This window comes from Streptomyces sp. NPDC001070 (assembly GCF_053598835.1).
Genome location: NZ_JBSFLB010000020.1, coordinates 156,096 through 175,404, shown reverse-complemented (window position 1 = coordinate 175,404; position 19,309 = coordinate 156,096). Strand labels below are relative to the sequence as shown.

General features: G+C 71.9%; 17 protein-coding genes and 1 pseudogene. 13 read left to right on the top strand and 5 right to left on the bottom strand.

Annotated elements, in window-relative coordinates; all coding sequences use genetic code 11:
- Nucleotides 1-177: 177 nt before the first annotated feature.
- On the top strand, nt 178-1,458 hold the full coding sequence (locus ACWDAS_RS24630) for a DUF6986 family protein (protein ID WP_450394638.1): 1,281 nt from the start codon (nt 178-180) through the stop codon (nt 1,456-1,458).
- A 73-nt stretch (nt 1,459-1,531) separates the two neighbouring features.
- Here ACWDAS_RS24630 and katG read toward each other — a convergent pair whose 3' ends face one another.
- Nucleotides 1,532-3,763, bottom strand: coding sequence for a catalase/peroxidase HPI (gene katG / locus ACWDAS_RS24625; protein ID WP_450394635.1), 2,232 nt, complete (start codon nt 3,761-3,763; stop codon nt 1,532-1,534).
- Between the two features lie 472 nt (nt 3,764-4,235).
- Here katG and ACWDAS_RS24620 point away from each other — a divergent pair, with 472 nt between their 5' ends.
- A complete protein-coding gene (locus ACWDAS_RS24620) occupies nt 4,236-4,646 on the top strand; it encodes a Fur family transcriptional regulator (protein WP_450394633.1) in 411 nt (136 codons plus the stop codon).
- A gap of 259 nt (nt 4,647-4,905) precedes the next feature.
- Here ACWDAS_RS24620 and ACWDAS_RS24615 read toward each other — a convergent pair whose 3' ends face one another.
- Complete coding sequence (locus ACWDAS_RS24615) at nt 4,906-5,892, bottom strand: LacI family DNA-binding transcriptional regulator (RefSeq protein WP_450394649.1); 987 nt, start codon at nt 5,890-5,892, stop codon at nt 4,906-4,908.
- A gap of 86 nt (nt 5,893-5,978) precedes the next feature.
- Between ACWDAS_RS24615 and ACWDAS_RS24610 the strand changes: the two genes are divergently transcribed.
- Nucleotides 5,979-6,986 (top strand): ROK family protein, encoded by a 1,008-nt coding sequence (locus ACWDAS_RS24610; protein ID WP_450394631.1) that lies wholly within the window; start codon nt 5,979-5,981, stop codon nt 6,984-6,986.
- 19 nt (nt 6,987-7,005) lie between these two features.
- A complete protein-coding gene (locus ACWDAS_RS24605; RefSeq protein ID WP_450394629.1) occupies nt 7,006-7,596 on the top strand; it encodes an SMI1/KNR4 family protein in 591 nt (196 codons plus the stop codon).
- Nucleotides 7,597-7,797: 201 nt separating this feature from the next.
- Here the strand turns inward: ACWDAS_RS24605 and ACWDAS_RS24600 are convergent.
- Nucleotides 7,798-7,902: pseudogene (locus ACWDAS_RS24600) on the bottom strand (GNAT family N-acetyltransferase); the annotation flags it as partial.
- Nucleotides 7,903-8,100: 198 nt separating this feature from the next.
- Here ACWDAS_RS24600 and ACWDAS_RS24595 point away from each other — a divergent pair.
- From ACWDAS_RS24595 to ACWDAS_RS24580, 4 genes are all read left to right on the top strand, one after another.
- On the top strand, nt 8,101-9,426 hold the full coding sequence (locus ACWDAS_RS24595; protein WP_450394628.1) for an ABC transporter substrate-binding protein: 1,326 nt from the start codon (nt 8,101-8,103) through the stop codon (nt 9,424-9,426).
- 57 nt (nt 9,427-9,483) lie between these two features.
- Nucleotides 9,484-10,398 (top strand): carbohydrate ABC transporter permease, encoded by a 915-nt coding sequence (locus ACWDAS_RS24590; protein ID WP_450394627.1) that lies wholly within the window; start codon nt 9,484-9,486, stop codon nt 10,396-10,398.
- Nucleotides 10,395-11,330, top strand: a complete 936-nt coding sequence (locus ACWDAS_RS24585; RefSeq protein ID WP_450394626.1) for a carbohydrate ABC transporter permease — start codon at nt 10,395-10,397, stop codon at nt 11,328-11,330. The genes ACWDAS_RS24590 and ACWDAS_RS24585 overlap by 4 nt, the downstream gene beginning before the upstream one ends.
- Nucleotides 11,331-11,451: 121 nt before the next feature.
- Nucleotides 11,452-12,492 carry an NUDIX hydrolase gene (locus ACWDAS_RS24580; RefSeq protein ID WP_450394623.1) on the top strand — a complete coding sequence of 347 codons (1,041 nt, stop codon included), beginning with the start codon at nt 11,452-11,454 and terminating at the stop codon, nt 12,490-12,492.
- A gap of 34 nt (nt 12,493-12,526) precedes the next feature.
- On the opposite strand, the gene ACWDAS_RS24575 is transcribed toward ACWDAS_RS24580, so the two are convergent.
- On the bottom strand, nt 12,527-13,888 hold the full coding sequence (locus tag ACWDAS_RS24575; RefSeq protein ID WP_450394620.1) for a M20/M25/M40 family metallo-hydrolase: 1,362 nt from the start codon (nt 13,886-13,888) through the stop codon (nt 12,527-12,529).
- Between the two features lie 156 nt (nt 13,889-14,044).
- Here ACWDAS_RS24575 and ACWDAS_RS24570 point away from each other — a divergent pair, with 156 nt between their 5' ends.
- Nucleotides 14,045-15,274: a geranylgeranyl reductase family protein gene (locus tag ACWDAS_RS24570; protein WP_450394618.1), complete on the top strand. Its 1,230-nt coding sequence runs from the start codon at nt 14,045-14,047 to the stop codon at nt 15,272-15,274.
- A gap of 75 nt (nt 15,275-15,349) precedes the next feature.
- Nucleotides 15,350-16,003, top strand: coding sequence for a DUF4230 domain-containing protein (locus ACWDAS_RS24565; RefSeq protein WP_450394615.1), 654 nt, complete (start codon nt 15,350-15,352; stop codon nt 16,001-16,003).
- Here ACWDAS_RS24565 and ACWDAS_RS24560 read toward each other — a convergent pair.
- Complete coding sequence (locus ACWDAS_RS24560; protein ID WP_450394612.1) at nt 15,996-16,457, bottom strand: nitroreductase family deazaflavin-dependent oxidoreductase; 462 nt, start codon at nt 16,455-16,457, stop codon at nt 15,996-15,998. The genes ACWDAS_RS24565 and ACWDAS_RS24560 overlap by 8 nt on opposite strands.
- Nucleotides 16,458-16,582: 125 nt before the next feature.
- On the opposite strand from ACWDAS_RS24560, the gene ACWDAS_RS24555 reads away from it, so the two are divergent.
- The 3 genes from ACWDAS_RS24555 to ACWDAS_RS24545 are packed head-to-tail and all read left to right on the top strand — an operon-like array spanning nt 16,583 to nt 19,294.
- The gene (locus ACWDAS_RS24555; protein WP_450394609.1) at nt 16,583-17,305 is read left to right on the top strand and encodes a TetR/AcrR family transcriptional regulator; all 723 of its coding nucleotides are present in this window, start codon (nt 16,583-16,585) and stop codon (nt 17,303-17,305) included.
- A 58-nt stretch (nt 17,306-17,363) separates the two neighbouring features.
- The gene (locus ACWDAS_RS24550; RefSeq protein WP_450394607.1) at nt 17,364-18,632 is read left to right on the top strand and encodes a sensor histidine kinase; all 1,269 of its coding nucleotides are present in this window, start codon (nt 17,364-17,366) and stop codon (nt 18,630-18,632) included.
- Entirely contained in the window at nt 18,629-19,294 is a 666-nt protein-coding gene (locus tag ACWDAS_RS24545; RefSeq protein ID WP_450394604.1) for a response regulator, read from the top strand. The genes ACWDAS_RS24550 and ACWDAS_RS24545 overlap by 4 nt, the downstream gene beginning before the upstream one ends.
- The last annotated feature ends 15 nt before the right edge of the window (nt 19,295-19,309 follow it).

Below are 19,309 nucleotides of genomic sequence, written 5' to 3'. Positions count from 1 at the left end.
GCAGCTGACCGAGGAGGTCACCGCCCGCAAGGGCTGACCCCGTCCCGGCACGCCCCGGAGCCCCGCGACGCCCCCACCGGCACCGCGGGGCTCCGCTGTTCCCGGGATCGTTGACGCTGTGACGGAGAGGGCGTTAGCTTCCCTTCAACGGTTTGTTGAAGTTCGGGAGGGTGGCAGATGGCGCAGAACGAGACGGCCCGCACATCGCTCGGCGACGCGATCCGGCACGACATCGGCGCCTCGCTCGCCGCCGTCGACGCCGAACTCGCCCGCCGCTACCCCGGGGACCCCGGCACCCGGCAGCCCGTGCACACCGTCTACGTCCCCGCCGACGCCTTCGCCGCCGACACCGTGCGCACCTGGGGCGACCGCGCCCTCGCCACCCTCGACGAGCACGCTCCCGACGCGGAGACCCTGGCCGGAGTGCTCGGTCTGCCGCCCGCACTCGCCGCCCCGGTCCACGACCGCGTACGCGCCAAGCTGCGGCGTGAACCCGTCGAGGACCTGCGCATCGACTTCGAGGACGGTTACGGCCCCCGGCCCGACGCCGAGGAGGACGCGGCGGCCGCGCGCGCCGCCCGCCTCCTGGCCGCCGCTGTCGCGGACGGGACCGCGCCGCCGTACGCCGGCATCCGCATGAAGTGCATGGAGGCCGCCGTGCGCGACCGCGGCATCCGCACCCTCGACATCTTCCTGACCGGCCTGATGGAGGCCGGCGGCCTGCCGGACGGGCTGGTGCTGACCCTGCCCAAGGTGACGTTCCCGCAGCAGGTGACGGCCATGGTGCGGCTCGTCGAGGAGTTCGAGCAGGCGCGCGGGCTCGGCCCCGGCCGGATCGGCTTCGAGATCCAGATCGAGACCACCCAGTCGATCCTCGGCCCGGACGGCACGGCCACCGTCGCCCGCCTCATCGACGCCGCCGAGGGCCGTGCCACCGGGCTGCACTACGGCACCTTCGACTACAGCGCCGCGTGCGGGGTCAGTGCGGCGTACCAGTCCATGGACCACCCGGTCGCCGACCACGCCAAGGCCGTCATGCAGGTGGCGGCCGCCGGAACGGGCGTCCGGCTCTCCGACGGCGCCACGAATGTGCTGCCCGTGGGCCCGCGCTCCCAGGTCCACGAGGCCTGGCGGCTCCACTACGGACTGGTCCGCCGCTCCCTGGCACGCGCCTACTACCAGGGCTGGGACATGCATCCCGCCCAGCTGCCCACGCGCTACGCCGCGGTCTACGCCTTCTACCGCGAGGGTCTCGACGCGGCGGCCGCCCGGCTCGCCGCGTACGTCGCCAAGTCCGGCGGCGACATCATGGACGAGCCCGCCACCGCCAGGGCCCTGAGCGGCTACCTGTCGCGCGGACTCGACTGCGGCGCCGTGGACTTCGCCGAGGTCTCCGCGGCCACCGGTCTGGCCCGTGCCGACCTCGACGCCCTCGCGGGCAGAGGCGTCGGCGCCTGAGGCCGTCCGGCAAAAGACGTCCGGGCCGGCCCGCGAGGGCCGGCCCGGACGTCTCAACGCGAACGGCGAACGATCAGACGAGGTCGAACCGGTCGAGGTCCATGACCTTGGCCCATGCCGCGACGAAGTCGTTCACGAACTTCTCCTTCGCGTCGTCGCTCGCGTAGACCTCCGCGACCGCGCGCAGCTCGGAGTTCGAGCCGAAGACGAGGTCGACACGGCTGCCGGTCCACTTGACCTCGCCCGTGGCGGCGTCGCGGCCCTCGAAGGTGTTCGCGTCCTCGGACGTCGCCTTCCACGTCGTGCCCAGGTCGAGCAGATTGACGAAGAAGTCGTTGGTCAGCGAACCGGGGGTCGAGGTGAAGACGCCGAGCGAGGACTGCTGGTAGTTCGCGCCCAGGACGCGCAGACCGCCGACGAGGACCGTCAGCTCGGGGGCGCTCAGGGTCAGCAGGTTCGCCCGGTCCAGCAGCAGGTACTCGGCGGGCAGCCGGTTGCCCTTGCCGAGGTAGTTGCGGAAGCCGTCCGAGGTCGGCTCCAGAGCGGCGAACGACTCCACGTCGGTCTGCTCCTGCGCGGCGTCCGCGCGGCCCGCGGCGAAGGGCACCCGGACGTCGAAGCCGGCGTCCTTGGCGGCCTTCTCGACGGCCGCGCCGCCGGCGAGGACGATCAGGTCCGCGAGCGAGATCTGCTTGCCGCCGGTCTGGCCGGCGTTGAAGTCCTGCTGGATGCCCTCGAGGGTGCGCAGCACCGAGGCCAGCTCGTCGGGCTCGTTGACCTCCCAGCCGGCCTGCGGCTGGAGGCGGATGCGGGCGCCGTTGGCGCCGCCGCGCTTGTCGCTGCCCCGGAAGGACGAGGCGGAGGCCCACGCGGTGGAGACGAGCTGGGACACCGACAGGCCGGAGGCGAGGATCCGGTCCTTGAGGGCGGCGACGTCGTCGGCGCCGACGAGCTCGTGGGTCACCTCGGGCAGCGGGTCCTGCCAGAGCAGGACCTCGGACGGGACCTCGGGGCCGAGGTAGCGCACGATCGGGCCCATGTCGCGGTGGGTCAGCTTGTACCAGGCGCGGGCGAAGGCGTCCGCGAACTCGTCGGGGTTCGCCAGGAAGCGCCGCGAGATCTGCTCGTAGGCCGGGTCCAACCGGAGCGACAGGTCGGTGGTCAGCATCGTCGGGGCCTGGCTCTTCGACGGGTCGTGGGCGTCGGGGATGGTGCCCGCGCCGGCGCCGTCCTTCGCCACCCACTGGTGCGCGCCGGCGGGGCTCGTGGTCAGCTCCCACTCGTAGCGGAACAGGTTCTCGAAGAAGCCCATGCCCCACCGGGTCGGGGTGCTGGTCCACGTGACCTCGAGGCCGCTGGTGATTGCGTCGGCGCCCTTGCCGGTGCGGTAGGTGCTCTTCCAGCCGAGGCCCTGCTCCTCCAGCGGGGCGGCCTCGGGGTCGGGGCCGACGTTGTCCGCCGGGCCGGCGCCGTGGGTCTTGCCGAAGGTGTGACCGCCCGCGATCAGGGCGACCGTCTCCTCGTCGTTCATCGCCATCCGGCGGAAGGTCTCACGGATGTCGCGGGCCGCGGCCAGCGGGTCCGGGGTGCCGTTGGGGCCCTCGGGGTTGACGTAGATGAGGCCCATCTGGACGGCGCCGAGGGGGTTCTCCAGCTCCCGGTCGCCGGTGTAGCGCTCGTCGCCGAGCCAGGTGGTCTCGGGGCCCCAGTAGACGTCCTCGTCGGGCTCCCAGACGTCGGTGCGCCCGCCGGCGAAGCCGAAGGTCTTGAAGCCCATCGACTCCAGGGCGACGTTGCCGGTGAGGATCATGAGGTCGGCCCACGACAGGCTCTGGCCGTACTTCTTCTTGACCGGCCACAGCAGGCGGCGGGCCTTGTCGAGGTTCCCGTTGTCCGGCCAGCTGTTGAGCGGCGCGAAGCGCTGCTGACCGGCGCCGGCGCCGCCGCGGCCGTCGCTGATCCGGTAGGTGCCCGCGCTGTGCCACGCCATGCGGATCATGAACGGGCCGTAGTGGCCGAAGTCGGCGGGCCACCAGTCCTGCGACGTGGTGAGCACCTCGGCGATGTCCCGCTTCACGGCCTGGAGGTCGAGGGCGGTGAACGCCGCGGCGTAGTCGAACTCCTCGCCGAGCGGGTTCGCCACGGCGGGGTTCTTGGCGAGGATCTTCAGATTGAGCCGGTCCGGCCACCACTGCCGGTTTCCGCCCCCCTGGGTCGGGTGCGGCGCTCGCCCGTGCGCGACCGGGCAGCCACCTGCGCCCTCCGTCTTGGCGTCTGTGACGATTGCTTCGTGGTTCTCAGACATGGGAATCCTTCCGGACCCGGCGGGTCGCGGTGCTCAGGACTGCGGGCGGCAAAACGGTCGGGGCGCAGGCCCCGGGGGACGCCCCCGGCCTCGTCGATCGGGAGGTCCCGGGAGGCCGTGGTCGTCGGACGTGGTCGGGCAGGGTGCGCCGGGGCGCACGGCTCAGCCGAGGTGGACGCTCGGAGGGACCCACCCGCGACGTGACGGGGAGAGACCGTCCCGGACCGCCTCCGGCAGCGCGACGCGGGTGCCCGTCGTTTCCAGGCGGCACCGCGCAGCTGCTCGGTGGTCCCGTCACGTCTCTCTCTTCTGCCGTACCGGAGTCTTCCTGTCCCTTGGCTGGCGCCGGAACCGATCCTACGATGGACGCAGTCCAAGTCAAGAAGAGCGTCAATTCCATATGCAATCAGAACCCGGACGCGTCCACTGCTAAATTCCGGATGTCCCCTCGAGCCTGAATAGGTGAACCGATATGAGTGACCTGCTGGAGCGGCTGAGAGGGCGCGGCTGGCGTATGACGTCCCAGCGGCGTGTCGTTGCGGAGGTCCTCGACGGCGACCATGTGCATCTCACGGCCGACGAGGTGCACGCCCGTGCGGCACGGCTGCTCCCGGAGATCTCCCGGGCGACCGTCTACAACACCCTGGGCGAGCTGGTCTCCCTCGGCGAAGTCATAGAGGTCTCCACCGACGGTCGCGCCAAGCGCTACGACCCCAACGCGCACCGTCCGCACCAGCACCTGGTGTGCTCCCGCTGCGGCGCCGTGCGCGACGTCCACCCGACCGGCGATCCGCTGGCCGACCTCCCGGCGGACGAGCGTTTCGGCTTCACGGTGTCCGAGGTCGAGGTCACCTACCGCGGGCTGTGCCCGTCCTGCGTCTAGATGTACCCGGCCGACACGTTGGTGACAGTGCCGGTCTGTTCTTGAGGGACGACGAGGTCGCCCCCGACGTCGCGGTGCGGACGGCGGAGAGCGTGGGGTGGACGCTCCGCGACCTGCCGCCCCGTCAGCGCGCCGGGTGTTTCTGCGGGTGCTCGAGGACCTGGCCGCGGCCGGGCCGGACCGGCACCGCTGCCTGGAGGCATTCGCCTTCAGCTGCGGCCTGGTCGAGGACCAGCCGCCCTGACGGGGCGCCGCGCCGCTACGGCACCGGTGGGAGCTCGCCCGAGCCGCGCGGGATCAGGCGGCAGGGGAGTTCGACCCGCTTGGGGGCGCCGGAGGCGCCGTCGAGGCGCTGGAAGAGCAGGCCGGCCGCGGTGCGGCCCAACTGCCCCGGGTCCTGGGCGACGACGGTGACCGCCGGACGGAGCAGGTCGGCGAGCTCGAAGTCGTCGAAGCCGACGAGCGCGACCACGCTGGGCCGGTCGGCGAGCACCCTGACCGCGGTCACGGTGATCCGGTTGTTGCCGGTGAAGAGGGCGGTGACCGGCTCCGGGCCGCTGAGCATGGCCTCGACGGCGGCGCGGACGCGGTCGGGGGCCGTGGTCCCGCAGGAGACCCAGCCGTCGTGAACGGGGAGCCCGGCGGCGGCCATGGCCTCCCGGTACCCCCGCAGACGTTCGGCCGCGGTGTGGATGCGGGGCAGGTCGCCGATGAAGCCGATGCGCCGGTGCCCGCCTGCGATGAGGTGGGCGACGCCCTCGCGGGTGCCCCCGGCGTTGTCGCTGAGGACCACGTCGGCGTCGATCCCGCCCGCGGGGCGGTCGACGAAGACGGTGGCGACGCCTGCCGCGATCTCGGGCTCTAGGTAGCGGTGGTCCTCGCTGGCGGGCACGATCACCAGCCCGTCGACACGGCGGGCGCAGAACGCGAGCACCAGTTCCTGTTCGCGGTCGGCGTCCTCGGCACTCGATCCGGTGAACAGCAGTGTCGAGTGCGCGCGGGCCAGGTCCTCGACGGCGCGGCTGAGGGGTGAGTAGAAGGGGTCGGCGAGGTCCTCGAGGACCAGCCCGATGCTGGCCGTACGGCCCTTGCGGAGCAGCCGCGCGCTGTCGTTGCGGCGGAATCCGAGGGCCTCGATGGCCGCCTGGACACGGGAGATCGTGTCCTCGGTGACGCCCGGTTCCTCGTTCACGACACGCGATACTGTCTTCAGGCCGACACCGGCCCGGGCCGCGACATCCTTCATGGTGGGGCGGGCGGTGCGCGGAATATCGGTCACGGCGTGATCCTATGGGCTGGACAACGTTGTCAACAAAGGGCGACACTACGCCCATGCCGTTCGAGAGCTCTGCCGAGTCCATCGTCCCGCCGTCGGGTGCCGCCGGCCCCGGCCCGTTGGTCGCCGCACTGGACATCGGCGGCACGAAGATCGCGGGCGCCCTGGTCGACGCCCGCGGCGAGTTGCTCGTACGCGTGCAGCGTCCGACGCCCGCCGACCGGGACGCCGCGACGGTCATGCGGGCGGTCGCCGAGGTGCTGGCCGGACTGCGGGAGTCCGCGGGCTGGCCGCGTGCCGTCGCCGTGGGCATCGGCAGCGCCGGGCCGATCGACACCTCGCGCGGCATGGTGAGTCCGGTCAACATCGCCGGCTGGCGGGACTTCCCGCTGGTGGCGGAGGTCGGCGAGCGGGTCGGCGGACTGCCGGTCGTGCTGACCGGCGACGGCATGGCGATCACCGCGGCCGAGCACTGGCAGGGCGCCGCCCGGGGGCACGACAACGCGCTGTGCATGGTGGTGTCGACGGGAGTCGGCGGCGGCCTGGTCCTGGGCGGGAAACTGCACCCCGGCCCGACGGGCAACGCCGGGCACATCGGCCACATCAGCGTCGACCTGGACGGGGACGTGTGCCCCTGCGGCAGCCGGGGCTGCGTCGAGCGCCTGGCCAGCGGGCCCAACATCGTGCGGCGCGCCCTCGAGTCCGGCTGGCGTCCGGCGCACGGGGAGGAGTCCGACGCGGCCGCCGTCGCCCGCGCCGCCCGGGAGGGCGATGCGCTCGCCCTGGCCTCGTACGACCGCGCCGCGCAGGCGCTGGCCGCGGGTATCGCCGCGACGGCCACACTGGTGGAGATCGAGGTCGCGGTGATCGGCGGCGGTGTCGCGGGCGCCGGGCCGCTGCTCTTCGACCCCCTGCGCTCGCATCTGCGCCGGTACGCCACGCTCTCCTTCGCCTCCGGCGTGAAGGTCGCGCCCGCCGTGCTCGGTACGGACGCGGGCCTGGTCGGCGCGGCCGCCGCCGCGGCCCAGGCGCTGGGTCTCGAGGCCTTCGCGACCGGCGGCTAGCCGGCGAGGGGCCGCGGTCGTGGAGTCGTTCCCGGCAGGGCGTCAGTCCCAGGCCGCCCGGGGCGCGGCATGGGACGGCGTCCTGGTGCGCGAGCGCCTGGCCGCCCTCGCGGCGCGGGACTCCGGGCGCGTGCGATTCGGCGCCCGGGAACACGGCTATGCGCTGCACCCGCCCCTCACGGAAGAGGCGGTTCATTCCCTCGAACGGACGTATGGCGTCGTGCTGCCCGCGTCCTACCGCGCATTCCTCACGGATGTCGCCGACGGCGGCGCGGGCCCGTACTACGGGCTGTACCGGCTCGCGGACCCGCTGGACGAGGACGACGCGGCGCACGACCTGCGGGCGGAGGGCCGGCGGCCGGGGTTCCTCGCGTCACCGTTCCCCCACACCGAGGCCTGCCCCGGCCGAGGCCGGGGCGGCGGCCGCACGGACTACCCGGTCACGGGGACCCTGGTCGTCGCGGAGGCCGGCTGCGGCGTGTGCGCCCGGCTCGTCGTCACCGGGCCCTGCGCCGGGCAGGTGTGGCTGGACGATCCCGACTGGGCCGGGCTGACGCCCGGGCCGGACTTCCGCACCTGGTACCTGACCTGGCTGGACGCGGGGCGGTAGGCACGGATCGGGGTCCGGGCCGAGGCGTGGACGCCGCAGCGGCCGGCGTCCGCGCCGACCAGGCCGTCCGCCCACGGGGAGCGGGCGGGGGTCCTCAGCCGGGGACGGCCGCCCGGCGGGCACGGCCCACGAAGGCCGGACGGGCCCGCTTCTCGGGCTTGTCGATCCCGGGGCGAGGGTGAAGCCGACGCCCGGGAGCGGGTGCACGCCGAAGTTGCCGGGCTGGACGTCGTAGCACTCGCCCCCCGAGTCGGGGAGGGGGTCGTAGGTCTGGAACAGGGCGACGGGGTGCTCGTCGCGGTGGGCGAGGCAGGCGAGTCCCGTGGAGGGAGGGCAATCGCCGCAAGTGCGGTCGCTTGCGTTAGATGATGTTCGGGATTGTTGGAAGCCTCATAACAATTGTTCGATATATCGTCAGGGCCCTTGACAGGCAGGGTGCCGGGGAGTGAGATCACTCACGCTCGCGTTCGGTTGTGTTCAGTTGCACCCTTTGAGGAGCAGCACATGGCGCAGACATCGACAAGCGGCACCGCCGCCCGTAACGACGCAACAGCAGCACACCGGCTCTCCCGCCGGACCTTGCTGCGCGGCGCGGCTCTCGGAGCCGGCGCCGTCGCCCTTCCCTCCCTGCTCGCCGCGTGCGGCGGCGGCCCGGGTGACAGCGGTGCGATCACGCTCGGGTCCAACGCCTCGGACGCGGTGCCGCGCAAGGCGTACGCGGACGTCTTCGCGGCATACGAGAAGAAGTCCAAGAAGAAGGTCAAGGTCAACACCGTCGACCACAACACCTTCCAGGAGAACATCAACCGCTATCTGCAGGGCCACCCGGACGACGTGTTCATGTGGTTCGCCGGATACCGCATGCAGTTCTTCGCGCAGAAGGGTCTGCTGGCCGACATCAGCGACCTCTGGAAGGGCTTCGACGGTTTCTCCGACGCGCTGAAGGCCCAGTCCACGGGCGAGGACGGCAAGCAGTACTTCGTGCCGCTGTACTACTACCCCTGGGCCGTATTCCACCGGAAGAGCGTCTTCCAGCAGCACGGCTACGAGGTCCCCAAGACCTTCGACGAATACCGGGCACTGGCCCGGAGGATGCAGAAGGACGGCATCGTCCCCTTCGCCTTCGGCGACAAGGACGGCTGGCCCGCGATGGGCACCTTCGACTACCTCAATGTGCGGGCCAACGGCTACGACTTCCACGTCTCGCTGATGGCCGGCAAGGAGTCCTGGACCGACCCCAAGGTCAAGCAGGTCTTCGACCTGTGGCGCGGGCTGATGCCGTACCACGACAAGGGGGCCAACGGCCGCACCTGGCAGGAGGCGGCGCAGAGCCTGGCGCAGAAGAAGACCGGCATGGCGGTCTTCGGACTGCCCCACCCGGGCCAGCAGTTCGCCGAGAGCGACCGCGACGACCTCGACTTCTTCCCCTTCCCGGAGATCGATCCGCGGTTCGGGCAGGACACCGTCGAGGCGCCGATCGACGGATTCCTGATGTCGCGGAAGGCGCGCGACAAGGAGGGGTCCAAGGACCTGCTCACCTTCCTCGCCACCCCGGCCGCGGAACAGGCGTATCTGGCGAGCGACCCGAACAACGTCGCGGTCAACGACGGCGCCGACACCTCCACGTACACGCCGCTGCAGAAGAAGGCCGTCGAACTCGTCTCCGGGGCCAAGAACATCTCCCAGTTCCTCGACCGCGACACCCGCCCGGACTTCGCCTCCACGGTCATGATCCAGGCGATCCAGAGCTTCATCAGCGACCCGAACGACATCGACGGACTGCTGAAGCGGATCGAGTCGCAGAAAAAGGACATCTTCGCCGCGGAGTAGCGCCGGGCGCGGAAGGACCGGGACGACACCGACCGACCGAGGACTAGGAGAGCGCCTGTGCCGCAGCCCGACGCGCGGCGGGCCCGGCGGCGGGGACCGCGGAGGCTGACCTCCCGCGACCTCGCCGTCGTCGGCGTGCTGCTGGGGATACCCGTCCTGCTCGACGTGGCCCTGATCTGGGGACCGACGCTGGCCTCCGTATGCCTGTCCTTCACCTCGTGGGACGGCATCGGGGAGATCAGGTGGGTGGGCCTGAAGAACTACGACTCCCTCTTCACCGACTATCCGCCGTTCTGGCCGGCCGTGCGGCACAACCTGCTCTGGCTGGCCTTCCTGGGACTGGTCGCCACGCCCTTCGGCCTCTTCCTGGCCGTCCTGCTCGACAAGCGGATCCGCTTCAGCCGCTTCTACCAGAGCACGCTCTACCTGCCGGTCGTGCTCTCGCTCGCGATCGTGGGCTTCATCGCGCAGCTGGTCTTCTCACGGGACCAGGGCGCCCTCAACGCCGTCCTGGGCGACACCGGGAACCCCACGGACTGGCTGGGCGACCCGTCGCTGAACATCTGGATGATCCTGCTGGCGGCGGGCTGGCGGCACACCGGCTACGTCATGATCCTCTACCTGGCCGGACTGAAGTCCGTGGACACCTCGCTCAAGGAGGCCGCGGCGATCGACGGGGCCAACGAGGTGCAGACCTTCTTCCGGGTCGTACTGCCCACCCTGCGGCCCGTGAACGTCATCGTCGGCGTCATCACCGTCATCGAGGCGCTGCGGGCCTTCGACATCGTCTACGCCGTCAACAAGGGCCGCAACGGCCTGGAACTGCTGAGCGTGCTCGTCACCGACAACATCATCGGCGAGGCGAGCCGGATCGGCTTCGGCTCGGCCATCGCGGTCGTCCTGCTCACCGTCTCCCTGGGCTTCATCGTCACGTATCTGGTGCAGGAGCTGCGCGAGGAGAGGAAGTCATGACCGTCGCCGCCACCGCACGGCCCACCGGGGAGCGGCCGGGGCGCCACGAGCCGCAGGGAACGGCGGTCCGGGCCCTGCGGGTGCGACCGGCGCGGCTGGGCCTGCACACCTTCCTGATCGTCGTCTCGCTCGCCTTCCTGGCACCGCTGCTGCTGGCCGTCTACGCCTCCCTGAGGCCGTACGAGGAGACCGCGCGGGACGGCTACTTCTCGCTGCCGCACCACCTGTCGTTCGACTACTACCGCCAGGCCTTCTCCGAGTCGGGGATGAGCAGGTATTTCCTCAACTCGCTGATCATCGCCGTGCCGGGGGTGCTGATCGCGCTGTTCTTCGCCTCCTTCGTGGCCTTCGCGATCGCCAGGCTGCGGCTGCGCGGGCGGGTCTTCCTGCTGGTCATGTTCACCGCGGGCAACCTGCTGCCCCAGCAGGTCATCGTGACGCCGCTGTACGTCCTGTTCAACCGCATCCCGCTGCCGTACCGGATGTCCGACTCGATGTCGATGTACGACTCGTACTGGGCCGTCATCTCCGTCCAGGTGGCGTTCCAGATCGGCTTCTGCGTCTTCGTGCTGGCCAACTTCATGCGGACACTGCCGCTGGAGATCCTGGAGGCGGCGGTGGTCGACGGCGCCGGGGTGTGGACGCAGTACTGGCGGATCACTCTGCCGCTGTGCCGGCCGGCGCTCGCGGCACTGGCCACGCTCCAGTTCACTTGGATGTACAACGACTTCCTGTGGGCCCTGGTGTTCATCTCCGACGGCGACAAGCTGCCGGTGACCTCCGCGCTGAACAACCTGCGGGGCCAGTTCTTCACCGACTACAACCTGCTGGCGGCCGGGTCGGTGCTGGTGGCACTGCCGACCGTGCTGGTGTTCATGCTGCTGCAGAGGCAGTTCATCGCCGGACTGACACTGGGGGCGAACAAGGGCTGACCACAGGTTTCGCGGGTGCCGAAGCCACCGGTATGCGCCGATGGCCGGGTCTGCGCGTTTGCCGACGCCGATGATCCGGGCAATTCGTAGGGGGCTACCGGGCTACGGAAGAGGGGGCACCGTGATCGTCTGGCTCAACGGCACGTTCGGCGCGGGGAAGACCACTGCGGCACGCGAACTGCTCGAACTGCTGCCGGGCAGCGTGCTCTACGATCCGGAACTCATCGGCAGCGGACTGCGGCTGATGCTCCCGGAGAAGCGGCTGGGCGAGGTCTCCGACTACCAGGAACTGCCCGCGTGGCGGCGACTGGTCGTCGACACGGCCGCCGCGCTGCTCGCGGAGATCGGCGGCGGTCCGCTGGTCGTGCCGATGACCCTCCTGCGGCAGGAGTACCGGGACGAGATCTTCGGCGGGCTCGCGGCCCGCAGGATCACCGTGCGGCACGTGCTGCTGCACAGTGAGGAAACGGTTCTGCGTGCGCGGATCGAGCAGCGCGCCGACATCCCCGGCGACACCGAGGCCAGCGCCGGGGTGCGCGCCTGGTGCCTGGACCACCTGCCCGCGTACCGCGAGGCACTGCCCTGGCTCACGGCGGACGCCCACGTCGTCGAAACCGCGGGGCTGAGCCCCCGCACGACGGCCGAGCGGATCGCCGAGGCGATACGGGATGGCGCCGGCTCCTGCGACATCGTGCAGACCCCGGAGCCCACCGCCGAGACCCTCGCCGCGGGCGTGCTGCTCTTCGACGAGGACGACCGGGTGCTGCTGGTCGACCCGACCTACAAGCCGGGCTGGGAGTTCCCCGGCGGGGTCGTCGAGCCCGGCGAGCCGCCCGCCCGGGCCGGTATGCGGGAGGTCGCCGAGGAGCTCGGCCTGCGGCTCCCGGTGGTGCCCAGGCTCCTGGTCGTCGACTGGGAGCCGCCGCTGCCGCCCGGATACGGCGGTCTGCGACTGCTCTTCGACGGCGGGCGGCTGCCCGCCGCCGACGCCGAGCGCCTGCTGCTGCCCGGCGCGGAGCTGCGCGGCTGGCGCTTCGCCACGGAGGACGAGGCCGCCTCCATGCTGCCTCCGGTCCGGCTCACCCGGCTGCGCTGGGCGCTGCGGGCGCGCGAGCGGGCCACCGTGCTCAACCTGGAGGCGGGGGTGCCGGTGGGCGGCTGAGAGGCGACGGGCGCGTCCCGGCCGCCCACCGGGCTCAGACCGCCTTGGCGGCGGCGTACTTCTGCAGGAAGAGCGCCTCGGTGAGCGAGAGCTTCTCCAGTTCCTCGGGGGAGACGCTCTCGTTCACCGCGTGGATCTGCGCCTCCGGCTCGCTCAGGCCGATCAGCAGGATCTCCGCCTCGGGGTAGAGCGTCGCCAGGGTGTTGCAGAGCGGGATCGAACCGCCCATGCCGGCGATCTCCATCTCCGTGCCGTACGCGGAGTGCATCGCCTCGGCCATGGAGGCGTACGCCGGGCTGGAGGTGTCCGCGCGGAACGGCTGGCCGCTGCCCACCTGCGTGACCTCCACCCGGGCGCCCCACGGGGCGGCCGCCTCCAGGTGCGAGATCAGCAGCTTGGCCGCCTGCTGGGCGTCCATGCCCGGCGGGACCCGCAGGCTCACCTTCGCGCCCGCGGAGGCCTGCACGGAGGGCGTTGCGCCGACCACCGGAGGGGCGTCTATGCCGATGACGGTGACGGAGGGGCGGGCCCAGATCCGGTCCGCGACGGTGCCGGTGCCCATCAGGCGCACGCCGTCCAGCACCTTGGCGTCGCCGCGGAAGGCGTCCTCGTCGTACTGCAGGCCGTCCCAGGAGGCGTCGGCGGTGAGCCCGTCCACGGTCGCGGCGCCCGAGTCGTCGTGCAACGTGTGCAGGATGCGGACCAGCGCCGCGAGCGCGTCCGGCGCGGCGCCGCCGAACTGACCGGAGTGCAGATTGCCCTCCAGGGTGGTGACTTTGACGTCGACCAGCGCCATGCCGCGCAGGGTCGCCGTGACGGTCGGCAGGCCGATCCGGAAGTTGCCGGAGTCGCCGATCACGATGGCGTCCGCGGTGAGCAGCTCCGGGTGCTCCTCCGCGTAGCGCTCCAGGCCGCCGGTGCCCTGCTCCTCCGAGCCCTCGGCGATGATCTTCACGCCGACCGGCACACCGCCGTTCTCGCGCAGCGCGCGCAGGGCGGTGAGGTGCATGATCAGGCCGCCCTTGCAGTCGGCGGCGCCGCGCCCGTACCAGCGGCCGTCCCGCTCGGTCAGCTCGAACGGCGGGGACAGCCAGCCGGCCTCGTCCAGCGGTGGCTGGACGTCGTAGTGCGCGTACAGCAGCACCGTGGGCGCGCCCTCCGGACCGGGGAGGTAGCCGTACACCGACTGCGTGCCGTCCGGGGTGTCGAGCAGGGCCACGTCCTGGAAGCCCTCGGCGCGCAGCGCGTCGGCGACCCAGGCGGCGGCCCGCTCGCACTCGCTCTTCGGGAACTGCCGGGGATCGGCCACCGAGCGGTACGACACCAGCTCGGCCAGCTCGGTCCGGGCCCGCGGCATCAGTGCGGCGACGGTTGCGGCGAGTGGTGCGGCGGACATGGGCGCTCCTGGTGGGTACGACGGGTCGAACACGATGTTCGTTTACTGGCGGTCGTGATCGATGGTGCCACAGGCGTACCCGCTCACCCCGCGGATTAGGATGCGGCTGAGCAGGGGCGACGGCAGTCGGCGGGTCGAACGGGAGCGGAAGCACACGTGAGCAGCGAGTACCAGGCGCAGGACGGCGGTTCGGCGGGCGACGGCGAGGGCACGCCGGTGTGGGACGTCGTCGTGGTGGGCGCCGGGCCTGCGGGGGCCTCGGCGGCCTACGCCGCGGCCAGTGCAGGACGCCGGGTGCTTCTGCTGGAGAAGGCCGAGCTGCCGCGCTACAAGACCTGCGGCGGCGGCATCATCGGCCCCTCCCGCGACGCGCTGCCGCCGGGCTTCGAGCTGCCGCTGCAGGACCGCGTGCACGCGGTGACCTTCAGCCTCAACGGCCGGCTCAGCCGGACCCGCAGGTCGCGGCAGATGCTCTTCGGGCTGATCAACCGGCCCGAGTTCGACGCCAGGCTGGTCGACTCGGCCGTCGACGCGGGGGCGCAACTGCGTACCGGGGCCTCGGTCTCCCGGGTCGAGCAGCACGGCACCTCCGTCCCGGACCGGCGCACCGTCGCGGTGGTCCTCAACGACGGCGAGACGATCCTCACCCGCGCCGTGGTCGGCGCCGACGGTTCGGCGAGCCGGATAGGCGCCCATGTCGGCGTCAAGATGGCCCAGGTCGACCTGGGACTCGAGGCCGAGATCCCGGTCCCCGCTGCGGTCGCCGAGGACTGGGCGGGCCGGGTCCTCATCGACTGGGGTCCGCTGCCGGGCAGTTACGGCTGGGTCTTCCCGAAGGGCGAGACCCTGACCGTCGGCGTCATCTCGGCGCGCGGCGACGGCGCCGCCACCAAGCGCTATTTGGAGGACTTCGTCGGCCGGCTCGGCCTGGCCGGCTTCGAGCCGAGCATCTCCTCCGGCCACCTCACCCGCTGCCGCGCCGACGACTCCCCGCTCTCCCGCGGCCGCGTGCTGGTGTGCGGTGACGCGGCGGGTCTGCTGGAGCCCTGGACCCGCGAGGGCATCTCCTTCGCGCTGCGGTCGGGCCGGCTGGCGGGGGAGTGGGCGGTGCGGATCGCCGAGGCGCACGACGCGGTGGACGCGCGCCGGCAGGCCCTCAACTACGCCTTCGCCGTCAAGGCGGGCCTCGGCGTCGAAATGGGCGTCGGCCGCCGGATGTTGAGCGTCTTCGAGAAGCGTCCGGGTCTGCTGCACGCGGCTCTCACCACTCTGCCCCCGGCGTGGAACGCCTTCGCTAAGATCACCCGCGGGTCGACCTCGCTCGCGGAGCTCATCCGTAGCCATCCGCTGGCGCGGCGGGCGCTGGAGTCGTTCGACCGTGGCTGATCGCCCGAAGGCGTCCTCCAGGGCGCCATGAAGGCGGAGTTGAGGGGCAGAGACCTTGTGGGAGGTGTCCTCGTCATGCCCTTGAGGAACGAAGACGGAAGACTGCCGTGGTGGCTGCGTACGCTCACCGGGCTTGTGGTGCTCGGCGGACTTCTGTTTCTGGTCGCGCGTGCCGACCTGATACCGGGTCTGCCCAACCCCTTCGCCGAGGAGACCAAGGACCGCACCGGTCCCGTGGTGCTCAAGGCGATCCAGGACATGAACCGCTTCGAGGGAGCCAGTGGACAGTTCCAGGTCGTGGTCGACCTGGAGAAGGACGCCAAGTTCCTTCCCGACGCCGTGCGCGGCAGGCGCACGCTGTACGTGGGTGCCGGCAGTGTCGACGCCTACGTGGACCTGGGGGACGTGGGCCCGAAGGGCGTCACGGTCTCCGAGGACCGCACCTCCGCGGTCCTCATCCTGCCCCACGCACGCCTGGAGCGGACCTCGCTCGACCCTGACCGCTCCTATGTGGTGGCCCAGGAGCGCGGCTTCTTCGACCGGCTCGGCGACTTCTTCTCCTCCCATCCCGGGGACGAGCAGCAGGTCCAGCAGCTCGCCGCGAAGAAGATCCAGGCGGCGGCCAAGTCCACCGAGCTGACGAAGCGTGCGGAGACCAACACCCGGGCCATGCTCGAACGGCTGCTGATCTCGCTGGGATTCGAGAAGGTGGAGGTCCGCTTCAGCTGACGACGGGCCGGCCGTCCGTGATGCGGAAGACCGGGTGCTTGTGGGCTATGGCGCGCAGTTCGTCGTCGGTGGAGTCCGCCCCCACACCGCCGAAGAACACGCCGACCTCGGCCTTCCAGCGCTTGAGGTAGGCGCGCAGCACCTCGGGCTTGGCGTCGTCGGCGACCTCGGTCGCGGTGAACTCCTCGACCTTCTTGCCCAGCAGCAGCTGACCGCCCCCGGCCGCCCGCATGTTGTGCGTCCACTGGACGTGCCCCCGGGGCGCCACGAGGTAGCGCTCCCCGTTCACCACCAGCAGGTTGACCGGGGTGCGCCGCCACTCGCCGCTCTTGCGGCCGCGGACGGCCAGCACCCGCGAGCCCCACACGCTGAGCCCGCGGCGGGTCAGCCACGCGACCGCCCGGTTGAAGACGTTGACCGTGAACCAACCGGGCTTCATGACGTGCTCGGACATGGGGACTCCTCCGTAAAGTGTGAGCAGTGCTCTCACCTGAGAACAGTGTGCACGTGTCGCCGCTCCATGGCAAGAGCACCGCTCTCTTTGTTGGTCGCCGCTCCGATCGCGGATACACTGATCGCATGAGCGTCATCCGAACGGCCAGGGAACGGGCCCGCGACGAAGTGACCGCGGCCATCAAGGAAGAGGCGCGCCGGCAGCTCGCCGACGAGGGCGCCTCGCGGCTATCGCTGCGGGCCGTGGCCCGGGAGCTGGGCATGGTCTCGTCCGCGCTCTACCGCTACTTCCCGAGCCGGGACGAACTGCTGACCTCGCTGATCGTCGACGCCTACGACGCGGTCGGTGCCGCCGCCGAGGACGCCCTGGCCCGCTCCACCGGTGCCGACCCGGTCGAACGCTGGACCGCCGTCTGCCGGGCCGTGCGCGGCTGGGCCCTGGGTCATCCCCATGAGTACGCCCTCATCTACGGCTCTCCCGTGCCCGGCTACTCCGCCCCGCTCGACACGATCGGCCCCGCGTCCCGGGTCGCGCTCGCGCTGCTCGCGGTGGCCGAGGAGGCGCACGCCGCCGGCGCCCTCGCCGTCCCCCCGTCCGACGCGGCGCTGACCGAGGCCGCCCGAGCCGACATGTGGCGGCTCAGCAAGGACCTGGACCGCGAGCTGCCACCGCGGGTGATCCCCTCGCTCGTCGCCGCGTGGGCGCAGTTGTTCGGCCTGGTCAGCTTCGAGCTCTTCGGCCAGTTCAACAACGTGGTCGAGGCGCGCGACGACTTCTTCGACCACGCCGTCACCGGTCTCGCGCACCAGGCGGGGCTCCGCCGTGAGCGCGTACTCCCCGGGGAGTAGGCGCGATCACCCCGCCGACCGGACGCCGCCCGCCCACCCACCGGTCTAGCGTGGCCGCATGACGGACGACGCGACACAGGGCGGCGGCCCGCCGTGGGGCCCGTGGCGGCACCCCGCGGGGCCGGAGCACGGCCACGGCCGCGGCGACGGCCTGCGCCACCCGTGGGTCTCGTCGCTGGTCATCGCCCTCGTCCAGGTCATCGGTACGACGGCCGCCTCGCACAACGAGACCGGGCGCGTCGCCCTCGACCACCTCGGCTACGCGCTCCTGCTCGCCGGCCCCGTCCTGCTGCTGTGGCGGACCCGCGCACCCGTCCTGGTGGCCGCCGCCGTCTCGGCCGTCACGCTCACGTACGTCGCGGCCGGTTATCCGTACGGGCCGGTCTTCCTCAGCCTCATCGCCGCGTACTTCACGGCCGTCGCAGGCGGCCGTCGCAGAGCGGTCCTGATCATTGCCGCCATGCTGTACACGGCGTACCTGCTCATCACGATGTGGCTGTACCGCTGGCTCCCGCCCGCCGGTGACAAGGGCGCCTCGTGGGCCCAGGTGTCGGGCGCCGCCGCCTGGCTGCTGGCGATCCTCGCCGTCGCGGAGCTGTGGCGGCTGCGCAGGGAGCAGTTCGTCCGTGACCGCCGCGAGCGTGCCGAGGCGGAACGCCGCCGCGCCGACGAGGAGCGGCTGCGCATCGCGCGCGAGCTGCACGACGTCCTCGCCCACAGCATCTCGGTCATCAACGTGCAGGCGGGGGTGGCGCTCGCCCTCATGGACGAGCGCCCCGAACAGGCCCGGCAGGCGCTGACCACCATCAAGGCGGCCAGCAAGGAGGCCCTCGGCGAGGTGCGCCAGGTGCTCGGCGCCCTGCGCGGCCCCGGGGAGGCCCCCCGCTCGCCCGCCCCGGGCCTCGACAGGCTCCCCGAACTGCTCGAACAGGCCGCGGGCGCGGGCCTGGCCGTCGACATCGCCCGCAACGGCCGCTCCACGGCCCTGCCGCCGGGCGTCGACCTGGCCGCCTTCCGCATCGTCCAGGAGGCGCTGACCAATGTCATCCGCCACTCCGGGTCCCGTACCGCCCGCATCCGCATCAGTCGCCGCCGGGACGTGGTCGAGCTGCGGATCGACGACGACGGCCCCGCCACCGCCGCCACGGACCCCCCGGCCGGCAGCGGCGGCGGCAACGGGCTGCTCGGCATGCGCGAGAGGGCTGCGGCGCTCGGCGGCACGGTCGAGGCCGGACCGCGTCCCGACGGCGGCTTCCGGGTCCTGGCCCGCCTGCCGCTCGGCGCCGGCGCCGCGACGCCGTCCGTCCCCGACAAGGAGAACCCATGACCCGGGTACTGCTCGCCGACGACCAGCTCCTGGTGCGCGCGGGATTCGCCGCACTGCTGGACGCCCAGCCCGACATCGAGGTCGTCGGCGAGGCGTCGGACGGTGTCCAGGCGCTGCGCCTGGTGCGCGAACTCACCCCGGACGCGGTGCTGATGGACATCCGCATGCCGGTCATGGACGGCCTGGAGGCCACCCGCCGGATCACCGAGGACACGGCGCTGACGGGGGTGAAGGTGGTGATCCTGACCACCTTCGAACTCGACGAGTACGTTTTCGAGGCGATCCGCGCGGGCGCCTCGGGCTTCCTGGTCAAGGACACCGAGCCGGAGGAACTGGTCCGCGCCGTACGGGCGGTGGTGGACGGCGACGCGCTCCTCTCGCCCGGTGTGACCCGCCGTCTCATCGCCGAGTTCGCGGCCCGCTCCAAGGAACCGTCGGCCGCGGCTGGGCTCGACCGTCTCACCGAGCGCGAACGCGAGGTGATGGCACTGGTGGGGATCGGCCTGTCCAACGAGGAGATCGCGCGCCGCCTGGTGGTGAGCCCGCTCACCGCCAAGACGCACGTCAGCCGCACCATGGTGAAGCTCGGCGCCCGCGACAGGGCCCAGCTCGTCGTGCTCGCCTACGAGTCCGGCCTGGTGCGGCCCGGCTGGCTCGGCTGAACCGCCGGGATCCGC